This is a genomic window from Acinetobacter sp. 8I-beige (assembly GCF_902505955.1).
Taxonomy (GTDB): Bacteria; Pseudomonadota; Gammaproteobacteria; order Pseudomonadales; family Moraxellaceae; genus Acinetobacter; species Acinetobacter johnsonii.
Genome location: NZ_LR732792.1, coordinates 918,750 through 934,510, shown reverse-complemented (window position 1 = coordinate 934,510; position 15,761 = coordinate 918,750). Strand labels below are relative to the sequence as shown.

At 41.5% G+C, this 15,761-nt stretch carries 13 protein-coding genes and 1 riboswitch; of the genes, 5 read left to right on the top strand and 8 right to left on the bottom strand.

The window, feature by feature from the left end; translation table 11 throughout:
• Positions 1 to 198 precede the first annotated feature (198 nt).
• Complete coding sequence (locus GVX98_RS14820) at positions 199 to 816, bottom strand: hypothetical protein (RefSeq protein WP_126035358.1); 618 nt, start codon at positions 814 to 816, stop codon at positions 199 to 201.
• A 119-nt stretch (positions 817 to 935) separates the two neighbouring features.
• Here GVX98_RS14820 and baeS point away from each other — a divergent pair, with 119 nt between their 5' ends.
• The 3 genes from baeS to GVX98_RS14805 all read left to right on the top strand — a co-directional run bounded on the left by baeS (position 936) and on the right by GVX98_RS14805 (position 4,879).
• A complete protein-coding gene (baeS, locus tag GVX98_RS14815; protein ID WP_159128504.1) occupies positions 936 to 2,606 on the top strand; it encodes a sensor histidine kinase efflux regulator BaeS in 1,671 nt (556 codons plus the stop codon).
• Positions 2,607 to 2,625: 19 nt separating this feature from the next.
• Positions 2,626 to 3,312 (top strand): response regulator, encoded by a 687-nt coding sequence (locus GVX98_RS14810; RefSeq protein ID WP_004697755.1) that lies wholly within the window; start codon positions 2,626 to 2,628, stop codon positions 3,310 to 3,312.
• A gap of 211 nt (positions 3,313 to 3,523) precedes the next feature.
• Complete coding sequence (locus GVX98_RS14805; RefSeq protein ID WP_159128503.1) at positions 3,524 to 4,879, top strand: amino acid permease; 1,356 nt, start codon at positions 3,524 to 3,526, stop codon at positions 4,877 to 4,879.
• Positions 4,880 to 5,868: 989 nt separating this feature from the next.
• Here the strand turns inward: GVX98_RS14805 and GVX98_RS14800 are convergent.
• From GVX98_RS14800 to GVX98_RS14770, 7 genes are all read right to left on the bottom strand, one after another.
• Positions 5,869 to 6,240 carry an MmcQ/YjbR family DNA-binding protein gene (locus tag GVX98_RS14800; protein ID WP_159128502.1) on the bottom strand — a complete coding sequence of 124 codons (372 nt, stop codon included), beginning with the start codon at positions 6,238 to 6,240 and terminating at the stop codon, positions 5,869 to 5,871.
• A gap of 69 nt (positions 6,241 to 6,309) precedes the next feature.
• Complete coding sequence (locus GVX98_RS14795) at positions 6,310 to 7,755, bottom strand: YdiU family protein (protein WP_159128501.1); 1,446 nt, start codon at positions 7,753 to 7,755, stop codon at positions 6,310 to 6,312.
• Between the two features lie 78 nt (positions 7,756 to 7,833).
• On the bottom strand, positions 7,834 to 8,163 hold the full coding sequence (locus tag GVX98_RS14790; protein ID WP_159128500.1) for a DHCW motif cupin fold protein: 330 nt from the start codon (positions 8,161 to 8,163) through the stop codon (positions 7,834 to 7,836).
• Positions 8,164 to 8,237: 74 nt separating this feature from the next.
• Positions 8,238 to 9,404 (bottom strand): acyl-CoA desaturase, encoded by a 1,167-nt coding sequence (locus GVX98_RS14785; RefSeq protein ID WP_159128499.1) that lies wholly within the window; start codon positions 9,402 to 9,404, stop codon positions 8,238 to 8,240.
• Positions 9,405 to 9,681: 277 nt separating this feature from the next.
• Positions 9,682 to 10,404 carry a glycerophosphodiester phosphodiesterase gene (locus GVX98_RS14780; RefSeq protein WP_004983604.1) on the bottom strand — a complete coding sequence of 241 codons (723 nt, stop codon included), beginning with the start codon at positions 10,402 to 10,404 and terminating at the stop codon, positions 9,682 to 9,684.
• A 307-nt stretch (positions 10,405 to 10,711) separates the two neighbouring features.
• Positions 10,712 to 11,290 carry a cob(I)yrinic acid a,c-diamide adenosyltransferase gene (locus GVX98_RS14775; RefSeq protein ID WP_004983606.1) on the bottom strand — a complete coding sequence of 193 codons (579 nt, stop codon included), beginning with the start codon at positions 11,288 to 11,290 and terminating at the stop codon, positions 10,712 to 10,714.
• Positions 11,291 to 11,390: 100 nt separating this feature from the next.
• The gene (locus GVX98_RS14770; RefSeq protein ID WP_004983609.1) at positions 11,391 to 13,220 is read right to left on the bottom strand and encodes a TonB-dependent siderophore receptor; all 1,830 of its coding nucleotides are present in this window, start codon (positions 13,218 to 13,220) and stop codon (positions 11,391 to 11,393) included.
• A gap of 34 nt (positions 13,221 to 13,254) precedes the next feature.
• Positions 13,255 to 13,462: riboswitch (cobalamin riboswitch) on the bottom strand.
• A gap of 143 nt (positions 13,463 to 13,605) precedes the next feature.
• Between GVX98_RS14770 and GVX98_RS14765 the strand changes: the two genes are divergently transcribed.
• Both GVX98_RS14765 and trpB read left to right on the top strand, forming a co-directional pair.
• The gene (locus GVX98_RS14765) at positions 13,606 to 14,247 is read left to right on the top strand and encodes a phosphoribosylanthranilate isomerase (protein WP_126035369.1); all 642 of its coding nucleotides are present in this window, start codon (positions 13,606 to 13,608) and stop codon (positions 14,245 to 14,247) included.
• A complete protein-coding gene (gene trpB, locus GVX98_RS14760) occupies positions 14,231 to 15,460 on the top strand; it encodes a tryptophan synthase subunit beta (protein WP_159128498.1) in 1,230 nt (409 codons plus the stop codon). Before GVX98_RS14765 ends, trpB begins: the two co-directional genes overlap by 17 nt.
• Positions 15,461 to 15,761: the final 301 nt, after the last annotated feature.

Below are 15,761 nucleotides of genomic sequence, written 5' to 3'. Positions count from 1 at the left end.
TTGGTACAAGCGGTTCAGGTGCTTTTCTTGGTGACTGTAAAGTCAAATAAATATTATTCAAAATCGCTAAGTGCACTGAGTGTAAACAGTTTTGCTGCTTTTGGCATGACATAAATAGTCAAAAAGCGTAAAAAGTTATGTCCAATAAAAAAGGCGCAATTTGCGCCTTTTTGATCTATTTATACTTTTTAGAGTGGTTTAAGCAGCCTTATTGGGTGCTGAAACAGGAGCTTTAGGTTGGAAGTGAACGATACATTTGCCATCTACTGTTTGTGTGCCAACTTTTAACTGCACGGCTTTACCATCGGTTTGACCTTGGCAGGCTTTGGTCGCAGCTTGTTGGCGCGCTTGACGTTCAGCTAAACGTTGATCGTATTGCTGGGTTAACTCAGCACGTTTCGCATCGGTTAGTGGTTCGCCGCGTTGCATATGCATACCACGGAATTCACCACGATCGGCTTGATCGCCACGCATTGGGCGATGTTCACCACGTTTCATTTCATCACGGTTCGGTTTAAATGAAATCGCACATGTACCTTCTAGTGTTTGCTCACCTGCTTTGACTTGGACTGCTGAACCCACCGCTTTGCCATCGCAGGCTTTTTTAATGTCTTGCATGACTTGTTTACGTTCAGTACGCATTTTTTCAAATTGTTCGCGTTGTTCAGGTGTCATGTGACGGTCTTTCTGATAATGACCATGCATATGTTGCGACTGCTCCATATCTTTTGGTGCTTGGGTGGATTGACAGGCAGTCAACGCACCTACAGATAAAACGCTGGCAGTGGCTAAAGCAATTTTTGTCATCTTATTCATTCTACAACTCCCCCATACAAGAGCATGTGATTTTGGATGATTAAAGATTAAATAATAAAGATGTAGAAACAATGGAGAGTTTTTTGATGCAGTGTTCTATACAATAACAAGGCAAAAGAATGACCGAGAGACTGCTTTTGAAGATTCGCCGCGTACCGATTGCTTTACGCTTATTCCTCACTGTATTGCTGACCACTTTGGTGATTACCACGGTGAGTTTAGGTGTGCTGCATTGGACGATGCAAAAGAATTTTGCCAAATATGTGGCGGACGTGGAAATGCAGAAGCTCGATCATCTGATTGATAACTTAGCAGGCGTTTATAGTACCTATCATGACTGGGGCAATGCCATTCAAGCGCAAATTTTGCAGATTGAAGGACATGCCGCGCCAGATGATTATGACCGTCTCTCTCGTTGGTGGCTACGCCGCCAGTACGATATTGCTCTGCAACAGCGTTATTTTAAAGAAAATACCAAAACCTTACTTAGTGATGTCTCAACCACTGAAGTTAAACATGAAAAACAGATTTTAACCGAACAAGAACTGCAAGCTTTAGAAGAAAATTTACCTTCGGAGTTTCAACCCTTTGAAGGTTTAAAGTTTCCGCTCAGCGCCAATCAAAATGTTTTTCGTCCAGATCGTAAAAAAGAAGAGATTGAACAAGAGAGCAAACAAAACACAGGCAAAAAACAGTTTATTTCCACGCCTGACCGTTTGGGTCTGAGCTCGCGTTTGTCTTTATACGATACGCAGCGTCAGTTTGTGGTCGGTGAACCCTCGGATGATCAAGTTTCTTTCCGTCCTATTGTGGTGAATAACCAAGTGGTGGGCTACTTGGGGCTGAAACCAGTCCTCGATCAAGATGATGCATTGAGTATTAACTTTTTTAGTAATCAAAAACGTTATTTATTGCTGGTCTATGGTTTAACCGTTTTTGCCAGTTTAATTGCTGCGTTGTTACTTGCGACTTATTTTAAGACACCGATTCAACGCTTGTTAAATGGTACGCGTGAATTAACGAAGGGCAACTTCCAGCATCAAGTTAAAGTGAATCGAAACGATGAGCTGGGTGATTTATCCAATGAACTGAACCAACTGGCGGTGATTTTAGATCAGCATGAAATTTCGCGTCGTCAATGGGTGTCAGATACTTCACACGAGTTGAAAACACCGCTGGCAGTGTTACAAGCGCAGATCGAAGCGATGCAAGACGGTATTCGAAAACCAACGCTTGAGCATTTTGAATCGATGTTACGCCAAGTCACCAGTTTGAAAAAACTCACGCATGACTTGGCCGATTTGGCGCAAGCGGAAGCACAGCAATTAAACTGTTACTTTGCAACCGTGAACCCGTGGACGGTGATTGAGCAAGAAGTGGAAAACTTTAAGCCCAAATTTGAACAAGCCCATTTAAGCATTAGTGTCGAAGGTGAGGGCGCTGAGTTACAACTTGATATTGATCGCTTTAAGCAAATCATGGTCAATTTGTTGGGTAATAGCATTCGTTATACCGAAGCAGGTGGTCAGGTTCGAGTTCATACGGAACAGTCTGCAACAGATTGGACGGTCTATGTCGATGACAGTCCATATGGCTTAAGCGATGAGCAGTTGGCACGACTCGGTGAGCGTTTCTATCGGGTAGATGACTCGCGGACGCGGAGCACAGGTGGTACAGGTTTAGGTTTGGCTTTATCGGCTAAACTGGCACAGGCTTTAGGCGGCGAATTGAGTTTTGATCATTCGCCTTTGGGTGGTTTACGTTGCAAGTTAACGTTCCCAAAAAAATGAAACACAAAAGGAAGTATGTATGAAACATATTATGCTGGTTGAAGATGAAGTAGAACTTGCACAATTGGTCCGCGATTATCTTGAAGCAGCGGGCTTTGAAGTCAGTATGTTTCATGATGGGCAGGAAGCTTACGATAGCTTTACGCAGCGTAAACCTAGTCTGATGATTTTAGACTTGATGGTGCCGCGTATGGATGGTTTGACCATTTGCCGTAAAGTTCGTGAACAGTCGGATTTGCCGATTATTATGGTCACTGCACGTACGGAAGAAATCGACCGCGTGCTTGGCTTGAACATGGGGGCAGACGACTATGTGTGTAAACCCTTTAGCCCGAAAGAATTGGTGGCACGTGTGCAAGCCGTGTTACGTCGTTTAGAGCGTAAGGCTGAGCCTGAAGATCAGTCTTTGTTCCGTATGGATAAAGCGCAGCAACGCATTTGGTATCAACAAAAGCCTTTAAACCTAACACCGACCGAGTTTCGTTTACTGGAGTTGTTTTTAGAGCATGTGGGTCAAGTCTATTCACGTGCACAGTTACTGGATCATATCAACCCAGACAGTTTTGAAGTGGCTGACCGTGTGATTGATAGTCATATTAAGAACTTACGTCGTAAGATTTCAGATGCAGCTGAAACAGGCAACCGTCATGAATGGGTGCAGGCGGTATATGGGGTAGGCTACCGTTTTGAATATCCTGAAGATTAATTCAGTTTTCTGAACAATAGAAGAAGCGGATAAGCGTAGGTTTATCCGCTTTTTTTATGGGATGAAGTCAAGGCGGTAATCAAAATCAACAGTTCGCTTAAATCTCTAGCTTGTGAAATGAAACCTAACAATCTGCGATTTTAAAGGACAAGACTGGTTGATCGTCTGTGCAAACGGTACAATTCATTTTTTTATCAGATGAGCATGTGTTTTGAGCAGCGAGACGCCTAAACTTCAGCGCCGTTTAAAGAACCGCCATATTCAATTGATCGCCATGGGTGGTGCAATTGGCACAGGGCTGTTCTTAGGTTCAGCACATATTATTGAATCTGCTGGCCCATCGATTATTTTGGGTTATATGATGGGCGGTTTGATTGCATTTTTAATTATGCGTCAGCTCGGTGAAATGATTGTGCATGAGCCAGTGACGGGTTCATTCAGCTACTTTGCCTTTAAATATTGGGGGCGGTTTTCAGGCTTTTTAACGGGCTGGAACTACTGGGTACTGTATATCTTGGTGGTGATGACTGAACTGACCGCGATTGGCAAGTATGTGAATTACTGGTGGCCACATATTCCTGCGTGGGTCTCGGTGCTGGTGTTTTTTGTGGTGATCACGTTGGCCAATCTCGCTAATGTCAAACTGTATGCGGAGTCTGAGTTTTGGCTGTCGATGATTAAGGTTGTGGCGATTATCGCCATGATCATCTTCGGGGTTTATCTGTTGTTGACGGCTGATATCGGTTCAACCGCATCCGTCACGAACTTATGGGTACATGGCGGGTTTTTCCCACATGGCTTTGAAGGCTTGTTTTATATGTTGGCCTTTATGATGTTTGCCTTTGGCGGCATTGAGCTGATCAGTATGGCGGCTGCGGAAACCGAAGACCCTGAAAAGAACATTCCAAAAGCCGTCAATCAAACGGTGATACGGGTTTTTCTGTTCTATATTTGCTCGCTGGCGATACTTTTGTCTTTGGTACCTTGGAATCAATTGGATTTGGGTGGCTTAGATAAAAGTCCATTCGTACTGATTTTTAAGCAAATTGGCATTGATTGGGCAGCGCATTTACTGAATTTTATTATTCTGACTGCATCGGTTTCTGTTTGTAATAGTGGGATGTATGCCAATAGCCGCATGCTATTAGGTCTGGCCGAACAGGGCAATGCTCCACAAGTTTTTAAGCAGGTTAATCGGCAAGGGACACCGATTGCGGCTGTTTTATTTTCAGCATTACTGATTTTTGGTTGCGTGCTGTTGAATTACTTTTTGCCTGAAAAAGCGCTCAGTTATCTGATTTATATTGTGGTCAGTGCGGCGGTGTTGAATTGGATGATGATCAGTTTGATCCATCTTAAATTTAGACAGAGTATGAAAAAGCAGGGCATTCAAACTAAGTTTCCAGCGTTATTTGCACCGTTTAGCAATTATTTTGTTTTAGTGTTTATGCTGATGATTTTATATATCATGTGGAATCAAGGTTTTATGCTTTCCGTGTTGATGCTTCCTGTCTGGATCCTCGTGTTATTTGTTTTATTTAAAACATTGAAGGCGAAGAAGAGTTAAAGCGCAAGTGATGATGTTGAAAAGGACTCATATTGAGTCCTTTTTTTATTGGGCTTTTGATTATTTAGTGTTCTGGTTTATGGGGGGATTATAAGTATCTAAAATAATGTTTTAGTTTGTCTTTTTACTTTTACGTTTGTTTTAGACAAAGTCGATGAGTCGATATTCAAATCAGCGAAGCATTCTGCTAGTCATATGTATGTCACTTTGGGGTTTGGACTGTGAGATGGCATTCTAACTTTTCAACAATGCAATCAAATAAGCAACTGAATATGAAAATGACTAAGACTTTACTGATTCTCAGCCTGTCTTTGTACGAGTTCGGCATGGCTTTCTGATTAACTTGAGTGGAGAGTGAGCGACTTGCATACTCCATCTTTTTAGGTTGGTATGTATAGATAATTAAATAGGCAAAATCGAGAAAGGGGAGGTTGTATTTCCAACAGATTGAAGTACTGAGCTATAAAGTTGCTTTTAAATCACGCAAAAAGTAATTTTTAGGAGTAAGGCTCAGCTTTAGTCATCCTGAAAACTATCCACAATTTCTGCGGATAATTTTGGGGGTAAGTCTAATTAAGCTTATTTTTCTATGTACGTTTTGGCTTACACTAATTCAAGCGGATTGCGTCTAGGTCAGCTCTGAAATATTTTATATGATGCAGTCATAGAGAACAGGAAGTTCCAAAACATAAAACAAAAATGATAAGTTCAACACTAGGATGTGAGGTAGGACAGGAGTTATACCTAGCTAACCAATACGAAAAAGCCCGACAGGATGTCGGGCTTTTTTTTATCATCTATAAATGTCTCATTTCACTTTTCGTTTCGAATTTTGGGTTCCAAAGTGGGCAATACGTAGAAAATGTTGAAAAACTGTTTAGCCGAGACAATATACGTTCAAATCCATAACCTGTTTGATGCAGTGATAGAGTTGCGCTTTAGGAAATGTAATAGGAATAATTTAAAAATCTTTTTCATTCAATACATATTTAGGTGATGGCTTTAAGCGCAGCGATTCGCTGTCTTTGTAGTTTATTCAGCTTGGATACCACGAGCTCATAAGAGCTATGTACTAGATCAATGACTAAATCCGAATCTAAGTTTTCATCTTCATATATTGAAATCCAATGCTTTTTATTCATATGCCAACCTGCATGAATATACGGATAAATATCACGTAGCATCGCGCCGTGGCCAGGCGTAACTTTTAAGTTACTTAAAGCCGCGCCACTTAAAGATGAATTGAGCAAAAACATTTTATCCATGACTTTATAGACATCACAGCCTTCACCAAAGGGCTGACTACACGTCACTTCTGGCAGGGCAAGTGCAGCTTTTGCAGCAATAAGATGTAAGGACATGTTGATCATCACTCAGTGGGCGAAGCCCTGTGGATATTGTTTAATTTATCCACAGTTTAAGCCAAATGCTTAAGATGAACAACTCACCATCACTTCAGGCACATCCGTTGGTAAAGGTGCTAAATCCTCAGCTTTCTCTAGTGCTACATTCCGCTCAAATGGATGGCTAAGCAGGTCAAATAAGCGTTCGACTTCTGAGAAATCGTTCCGTTCAGCCAGCTCAATCGCTTTTTGTGCCATGTGATTGCGTAGGATATAAACAGGATTGGCTTGCTGCATAGCTGCATTGAGTTCTGTTGTGTTTTGATTTGCACGAATCTGTTCATATTGCGCGAGGAAACTTTCAAATTGACGACGGTCAAGGCAGTCATCTTTAATCATTTCATATTGCTGCTCTTGCAAACGCGTAAAGCTTTGTGTGTAGTCGAGCTGTTCAGTTTGTAGAATCCGTAAGAAGGTCATGGCACAGTCAAAACTGTCAGTATGAAAATGAGGTAAGCCCATTTTCTGACTTAAACCCAGTTTGTAGTGCTCCAAGAATGTGGGTTCATAGTGCTCTAGGCAATCGGCAAGGTCTTGCTTCCATTGTTCTTTGTCATAGTCTTGCGGACAAAGCGGAATGAGGTTATTCAACCATGTCCATAAATTCCAGTGACCAATGCTCGGCTGCTGCTGATAGGTATAGCGGCCTTGATAGTCGGAGTGATTGTTAATCCAATTCGGACGGAAGCGCTCCATAAAGCCATAAGGGCCAAAATCGAGGGTTGAACCCGTAATGTTTAAATTATCGGTATTCATCACCCCATGTGCGAAACCGACCAGTTGCCATTTGGCAATCATTACCGCAGTCCGTTGAATCACTTGGATTGCAAATGCCAAAACGGGTTGGTCTGCATCTAAACACTCGGGGTAATGCCATGCGATGCATTTTTGGGTAAATTCGTCGAGTAAATCAGGTTGATACTGATTGATCCATTCAAAATGCCCCAAGCGAATATGACAGTCTGATGTACGTAACATCATTGCACCAAGTTCTAATTTCTCCCGCTGCACGCCTTGAGCTGATGAGGTAAAGCCCACCGCGTTGCTTGAAGCCACGCCTAAACTATTCAGCGCATGTCCAGCTAGATACTCACGAATGACGGAGCGAAGTACCGCACGACCATCTCCCATACGCGAGTAAGGAGTAGAACCTGCACCCTTTAAATGCAGGTCAATGGTTTGCCCATATTGATCGAGAATTTGTGCGATCAATAAACCTCGACCATCACCAAGCTGTCCTGCCCACTGACCAAATTGATGTCCTGCATAGACCATCGCCAATGGTTCAAATTCACTAAAGGTTTTTTGTCCGCTGCAAATCTCTACCCAAGACTGTTTGTCGGCTTCAGACCATTGCAACTGTTCTGCCAATACAGCATTGAAATGACCTGCTTTTGTCCCTTTCAGTGGCAGGGGCTGTTGATGGTGATAAAGCTTTGACGGAAGGAGAGAATAGCGTGAATTGAACTGCATAGTGAAGGATCACAAGGGATAAGCCATGACCCTATCAATATAGCAAAGTTTTAGTGTTAAGACATATATCCAACTGTTTTAGTCAACTATAAACAGCTTGGCACCCTTTGAGGTGGACGAGCGATGGGCTTCAGCTTCATCTGCAACTTGGTAACTCATGCCAGCCGTGAGGGTAAAAATTCGACCATCATCTAGTTCGGTGTGTAGTTCGCCTTCTAAGCACAACAGAATATGCCCTTTAGAACACCAGTGGTCGGCCAAATAGTTCTCAGAATACTCCACCATACGCACGCGAATTGCGTCAAATTGCTGAGTACGCCACAGAGCATAACCTTGATCACCTGTATGGCGGATGGTGGGTATCTCGGCCCAGTTGGTGATACCGAAAGGAATGTTGTTAATATCCATGTTGTTATCCTTTATAAACTGCTAAAAAAAGCCCCTTGCGGAGCTTTCTTTTGAAATGGTAAATCAGAGATTAGTTATTGAGAAACAGGGGCTTTTTTAATGCTGCGCATCAGTGTGGTCAAGGTTTGACGATGATGACCTAAGCGCTGTTCGACTAACTGAAATTCAATTTTGAGCTTTTCATCCATTTGATGGATTTTTTCAGCCACTGCTGTTTTCTTGGCTTGAATTTCTTGTTCTTTCAATTTTGCCCAGTCATTCAAGGTTTGGGTGAATGCATCATACTCTTGCGCAATACGATCTTTCGCCGAGCTGATGTCATCACTGACATTGAGACCATGAACTTCTAAGTCTTGTTCAGCATATTTAAACTTCATCGCAAGTTCAGCTTTTTTAATATTGAAGCTCGGAATACGACGTAAGTTTTTAGCTAAACCCAGTTTTGAGCATGACCAAATCAACCATTTGGTTGGGTCATATTGCCACCATTTCACACCATTACGGTAGTCGTATTGGAAAATGTGGTGGTAGTTATGATAACCCTCACCCCAAGTAGCAATCGCTAACCAGAAGTTGTCACGTGCAGTATTTTCGTCTGTATATGGACGTTTGCCCCACATATGACATAAAGAGTTAATAAAGAATGTGACATGGTGGCTGAGGATTAAACGCATTAATCCGCCCAACAATAATACGCCCCACAAGTCACCTACCGCCCAACCAATCGGTAATAAAATACCTGTGTGTACGATGATTACTAAAGGAACATAGTATTTGTGTTGGAACATCACCAATTTATCATTCAGTAAATCGGGTGCATTTTTAAAATCAGGTTCTGCTGACGGATAGTCACGAAGCATCCAACCCATGTGCGCATACCAAAAACCATTGTTAATCGAGTACGGATCTTTCTCGATATCATCGACATGGCGGTGGTGGGTACGGTGACCTGAACTCCAAAATAAAATACTGTTTTGCACGGCAAAGGTACCCATAATCATCAAAATGATTTTTAAAGGTAAGCTTGCTTCATAAGCACGGTGTGCCCATAGACGGTGATAGCCAGCGGTAATACCTAAGCTACTAACACCCAGTAATACAAACATACTGATCCAAGCAGCTAAGCTGAAATCATGCTGAAAGGCATATAAGGGAATTGCAATCACAGCCACAATGGGAAGAAAAACCAATGCAAAAATTGCAACCCAGTTAAATGGGGCTTTGGGTAGGGGAGCATTCATCTCCAACAGCACTCCTGAAACCTTGGGAGGTATAAATGGAAGGTCAATCCATTACTTTTTGCATGGATTAAGCTACAGCATATTAGCATGAGCGAACCTTGGTTCACTAGCATTATTGTACAGATGTATTGTACTAAACAGTAACAGAATACGAATGTTTAGATATCAAAATTATCGAAGCATTTCTAGGCTTTATATTAGCAGAGCGATCAATATGAAAAATGAACATTTTCAGTGCTACTAGTCATGTAAAACTCAAGTCCATCTTTGGCATTGTTCAATGCACATCTATCAAATGTTGTAGCATCATTTTAGGAAAATCTGTAATTAATCCATCAATGCCACAGTCACGTAAATGTTTGGCGCGCTCGATGTCATTCACTGTCCAAACACTAATGGCTAAATTTACTTGTTGTGTGGCTTTTAACAAGTCATCGGTTGCGAGTTGGTTCATCCAGCCGATTTGGCAACAGTCGTATTTGAGCGCTTGTTCAATCGCGAGATGTTGAATATCGTCTTCAATTAATAAACCACGTTTAAATGTTGAGTGTTGATCTTGGAGTGCTTGTAGGATTTTAAGATCAAAACTAGTGATGACCGCAGTGCGTTCAAAGCCTCTAAGTTGCTGTGTGAGATGGTGTGTTAGTCGCTCAGCTTCAGCTTGTGTTTCTACAGCTTTGACTTCAACTTCAAGATGTTCGAAGTCCTGCATAATCTGAAGGGCTTGTAGCAATGTTGGGGTACTTTGCTTTTTCCAGTCTAACCAAATATGTGCTTGATTATAGGTATCGAGTTGTGTGCTGTTTAATGGGTAGAGCGCTTGGTCGATCCCTGTGGTTCGGAGCATGTTGTCATCATGCATAATGATCAGCTCATGGTCTTTGAGCTGACGAACATCAAATTCGACCGCACGTATGCCCAGATCATGAATATATTGAAAACCGCCGAGTGTATTTTCTGGGGCTTCGCCACGTGCACCACGATGTCCGATGATTCTCATATTGAACCTGATCTATATATATCTTTTGAGTGATTGTAGCGCTAAAACATTGGATTGGGGGATAGATTCTAAGGTGGAGATATTAGATATGCGTAAATGCGATTTGTAATGGTTTGCGGCGGAACTGAATTTGAATGAAATGCTTCTGTGAAATTTAGGATAAGAGATGGTAGTAGACGAGTTTTACGCTTGGAAAATGGTTTTGGTTTCTTTTCACAAAAGAAAAATAATATCAAAAAGTCTTCCAGTGAATTGATCACAGGAAGACTTCGAAAAAATCTATTTCGTTCTAAAAACTTAGAATCGTTTAAATAGTTTCATTGATATTTTTTTGCCAAAGTACTTCCGATCCACCTTCAGCACGCTGTAAAGCACGCGATGCAACAAAAAGCCAGTCAGATAAGCGGTTGAGTAACTGTAGTGCGGTGCTTTGAATATTTTGATCACGAGTGTGCACCGACATTAAGCTACGTTCAGCTCGGCGACATACCGCTCGTGCTTGATGTGCATAGCTACATGCCAAAGAACCTGAAGGGAGAATAAACTCTTTCAGCATTGGTAAGTTTTCATTCATACGGTCAATTTCTTGTTCAAGAAACTCAATACAAACAGGCTGGAGCAAATGATAATTTGGAATACACACTTCACCGCCTAAGTCGAAAAGCCAGTGCTGGATCAGGCTTAAGCTTTTATCCCATGTGGCTTTGTCCGTGATTTGACTTGCGGTAATTTGAGCACGAAGTACGCCAATTGTTGAATTAAGTTCATCCACATCACCAAGTGCGGTAATTCTTAGATCATCTTTAGTGACACGTGATCCATCACCCAGACCTGTGGTGCCTGAGTCGCCAGTACGGGTATAAATTTTACTTAAACGGTGGCCCATAATTTGTCCTGCCTAAAGAATGAAAAAAAGGATAATGCCGGTCAAAACATTATCCATAAACTGCGCTGTTTTAAATGGTTTTTTGAGTCTTTACATTAAATTAATAACGGAAAGTGACTCCTGCGGTAGCCAGACGGCCGCCATTCATATAGTAATAACCACGGTCTTGATATGCGGTTTTATATTCAACATCACCAATATTCTGAATATTCGTGAAGAGTTTTACATATGGGTTTACATTCCAAAATGCATTGATATCAATGGTTGCATAACCTGAAGTACTATAGTTTTTATTCCACTCTTTGGCTTTAGATTTGGCAACTAATGAAGCACTAATACCATAAACTTCGTTTTGTAAACCAGTCGTTAAAGTGAATCCTTGGCGAGGTCTACGTTTTAAATCTTCATTGGTTTCTTCATTTTGAGCTTTAACATAGCTATAGGTTGCTTTCGTAAACAATTCATCTTGTTGCCAACCTAGATATAGCTCACCGCCTTGATAAGTTGCCTCTTGAATATTGGTTAATAAACCATTTGAACCAGATGCAATTAAGTCATCTACTTTTATGTAATAAGCAGATAAACCTGTTTGGAAACCGTAAGCTAAAACCTGATCAAGACCAATTTCATAGGAAGTACTTTCTTCAGGATCTAAGTTAGGATTACCATTCCATGAGTTATAGAGTTCATTTAACGTTGGTGATTTAAAAGCAGTGCCAATATTTGTATAAATACTTGTGTTAGCGAATAATTGATAACGTGCCGCCATTTGGCCTACAGTATGTGAACCATATTTTTCGTTATCTTCAAGGCGAATACCAACTTGAGTATTTAGTTTTGAACCGTTGTATTGATGTTGAGCATAGTAACCAGTTGAATCTACATCTTCATTATAAGGTGTACCATAAGATAAGATGTCGCCTTCAAGTTTGCGATGGGTAATCCCAGAAATAATAGATTGGCTAGGAGTGAAGTTCCATTTGCCATAAAGTTCAGCTTCTTGTGTCTTACTATGGACGTAGTCTGTTGAATCTTTTTGATCAACTTCGTCATTAAATTGAGATAAACGTGTGTTGAGTTCAAATTGATCCGTTACATTTAAACGGCTACGCAGATTGATGATCTCATTTTCAAAATCTTGTTTTAGTAACGTACCATCAAAGGTGTAAGCATCATATAAGCTTGTACCTTTATTACTGCTGTAATCTACTGATACAGCATAGTCTTCTTTTTCGACGCCTAATTTGGTACTAAAGCCTTTTTGATCGAAAGATGCAGTATCAGTTTTATTGGTTTTTTGATCCGTCACTTTAGTTGCATCTGATTCTAGGCGTTGACCACGAACTTGTGCATAAAAACCATTTTCTGCTAAGTCTGCACCTATTACAGATTTATAAGTGCTGTGCTCACCCATTTCTCCTGTAATAAAAGCGCCTGTTTTTTCTGGTGTTTTAGATACAAGTTGAATTACACCGCCAATCGCATCGGTACCATATAAGACGGATGCTGGACCTTTGAGAACTTCAATTTGTTTAATGTCAGTAGTATCTAAAAATGCAAGACTTGCAGTACCTGAAGAAGCATTATTTAAACGAACACCATCACGTAAAATTAAGGTGTGATCTGATTCAGTTCCACGTAAGTAGATATCTGCAAGCTGCCCTATACCACCGCTTTGCACCATATTGATCGCGGCATCTGTTTTTAATAGATCAGGTAAAGATGCAATTGGCGATTGTTCTACAATCTGTGGTTCAATAATTGAGATACGTGCTGGTACGTCTTTAATCTTTTCTTCAGAACGTGTTGCAGTTACAACTAGTGTATCTAAAGAGGCATTAATGCTGTCTTTTGCAGATGCAGACACGGAGAAACCCATCGCAATAGCGATTGCGCCCACTAAAGCTGTAGGCTGAAATAAATTTGGCATGCTGGCTCCATACATTCACCCCCCGTGAATGATTGAGTTAAATGGCGCAATAAGCAGGTCTCCGGACTTAAATATAAATATTGCGAACAATATTGGTATATCCATCTTCCCACACGAGTGCAGTGATGTAAGTGCAAACACTTATAAAGATATACGTTTCGTTTTACCGTTGCGGGGGCAGTGTTGGACTCTCACCAACTTCCCTAAAGCATAGTGCTTAGACTTATTGCATTTGCGCGAAGTATAAGGTTTGTATGTGAATTAAACAATCTATGTAAAGATTTTTCAGGATGAACTTTACGCAAGGCGAAAAAATTGCATTACAATGATTCGCCCTGTTATTTATAGATCAGCTATAAATAGGGTTGAGCCAGAGTCATAACCTATGCGAACCCGTGCCAAAATTTGTGGAATTACCCGTAGCCAAGATATTCAAGCTGTGGTCAATGCCGGGGCTGATGCAATTGGTTTTGTATTTTTCCCGCCTAGTCCACGCCATGTCAGTGCAGCTCAAGCTAAAGAATTGATTCAACATGTGCCTGCTTATGTGCAAACAGTTGGACTTTTTGTGAATGCCACTGCGGATGACATTGTAGATGTGTTAAAACAAGTGGCGCTCGATATCATTCAGTTTCATGGTGATGAAACACCAGAAGACTGTCAGGCAATTGCGGCACAAGTAGGACGTCGTTGGTATAAAGCCATTCAAGTGAAACCTGACCTGAATGTGGTGGCAGAAGTTCAACGGTTTCAACAGGCAGGGGCAAGCGCAGTGCTCTTAGATGCATGGCATCCTGAACTGAAAGGGGGAACAGGACACAGTTTTGACTGGTCACAATTCCCCAAGCTCGATATTCCTTTAATTTTAGCTGGTGGTTTAACCCCAACTAATGTTGAAGACGCTATAAAGACGACTGGGGCTTATGCTGTAGATGTCAGCGGAGGCGTCGAATCCGCTAAAGGTATAAAAGACCAACAACTTATAGAAAACTTCATGCAAGGAGTCCATCGTGGATCAGCAAAGTAATGTGATTGACTATACCCAATACCCAGATGAACGTGGGCATTTCGGTATCCATGGCGGACGTTTTGTGTCAGAAACTCTAATGGCAGCATTAGAAGACTTAGAAAAGCTCTATTTCCGTATGAAAGATGATGAGCAGTTTCTGGCAGAATTCGACCGTGACCTCGCCTACTATGTAGGTCGTCCTAGTCCTTTATATTATGCTGAGCGATGGTCGAAAGAGTTGGGTGGTGCGCAAATTTACTTAAAACGTGAAGACTTGAATCATACGGGTTCACATAAAGTGAACAACACGATTGGTCAGGCTTTACTGGCAAAATTATCGGGTAAAAAACGTATTATTGCTGAAACTGGCGCAGGTCAGCACGGTGTGGCAACGGCAACCATCGCAGCACGTTTAGGTCTTGAATGTGTGGTATTCATGGGTGCAGATGACGTGAAACGTCAAGCCATGAACGTCTATCGTATGCGTTTACTTGGTGCGACCGTTGTGCCTGTGGAAAGTGGCTCTAAAACATTAAAAGATGCCATGAACGAAGCCATGCGTGACTGGGTGACTAATGTTGACTCAACTTACTACGTGATTGGTACAGTTGCAGGTCCACATCCATATCCACAGTTAGTTCGTGATTTCCAGTCCATTATTGGTCGTGAAGCTCGCAAACAAATTCAAGAGCAAGCAGGGCGTTTACCTGATGCCTTGGTGGCATGTGTAGGCGGTGGTTCAAATGCGATGGGCTTGTTCTACCCATTCTTAAATGATCCAGATGTTAAAATGTATGGTGTCGAAGCGGCAGGTTATGGTATTGAAACCGGTAAGCACTCTGCACCTTTAAATGCAGGTCATGTTGGTGTTTTACACGGTAACCGTACCTATTTAATGTCGGATGAACAAGGTCAGATTATTGAAACTCATTCGATTTCAGCAGGTTTAGATTATCCAGGTGTAGGTCCTGAACACAGCTTCTTAAAAGACATGCATCGTGTTGAATATGTGCCAATCAATGACAATGAAGCTCTGCAAGGTTTCCGCGATTTAACTCAGATTGAAGGCATCATTCCTGCATTAGAGAGTTCTCATGCCATGGCTTATGTCACTAAACTTGCGCCAACCATGTCTAAAGATCAAATTATTATTGCGACGGTTTCAGGCCGTGGTGATAAGGACTTGATGACTGTGGCACGTATTGATGGCGTGGAAATGGTTGAGATGTAATTAGCTCCTTGAAGCCTCCCTATTTGGGAAGGTTTTACGACTAGATTTAAAGAATCGTGTTGGGTGAAAGCTCAGCACGATTTTTTTGAAATAGAAGTTTATCCAAAACATGAATAAGGTAAGGCGACATGGATGTTGCCCGTTGAGCAGCATTACAGGGATGTAATGTCTGCTCAATAAGATGGTTTTGTTACTTTTGCCGAAACAAAAGTAAGATATTTCCTGCCAATGAAAACTTTGGTCAAATCTATCTTATTGTATTGGTCGTAACGTTATTTAAATTTTGACGGAGTCTTACTGT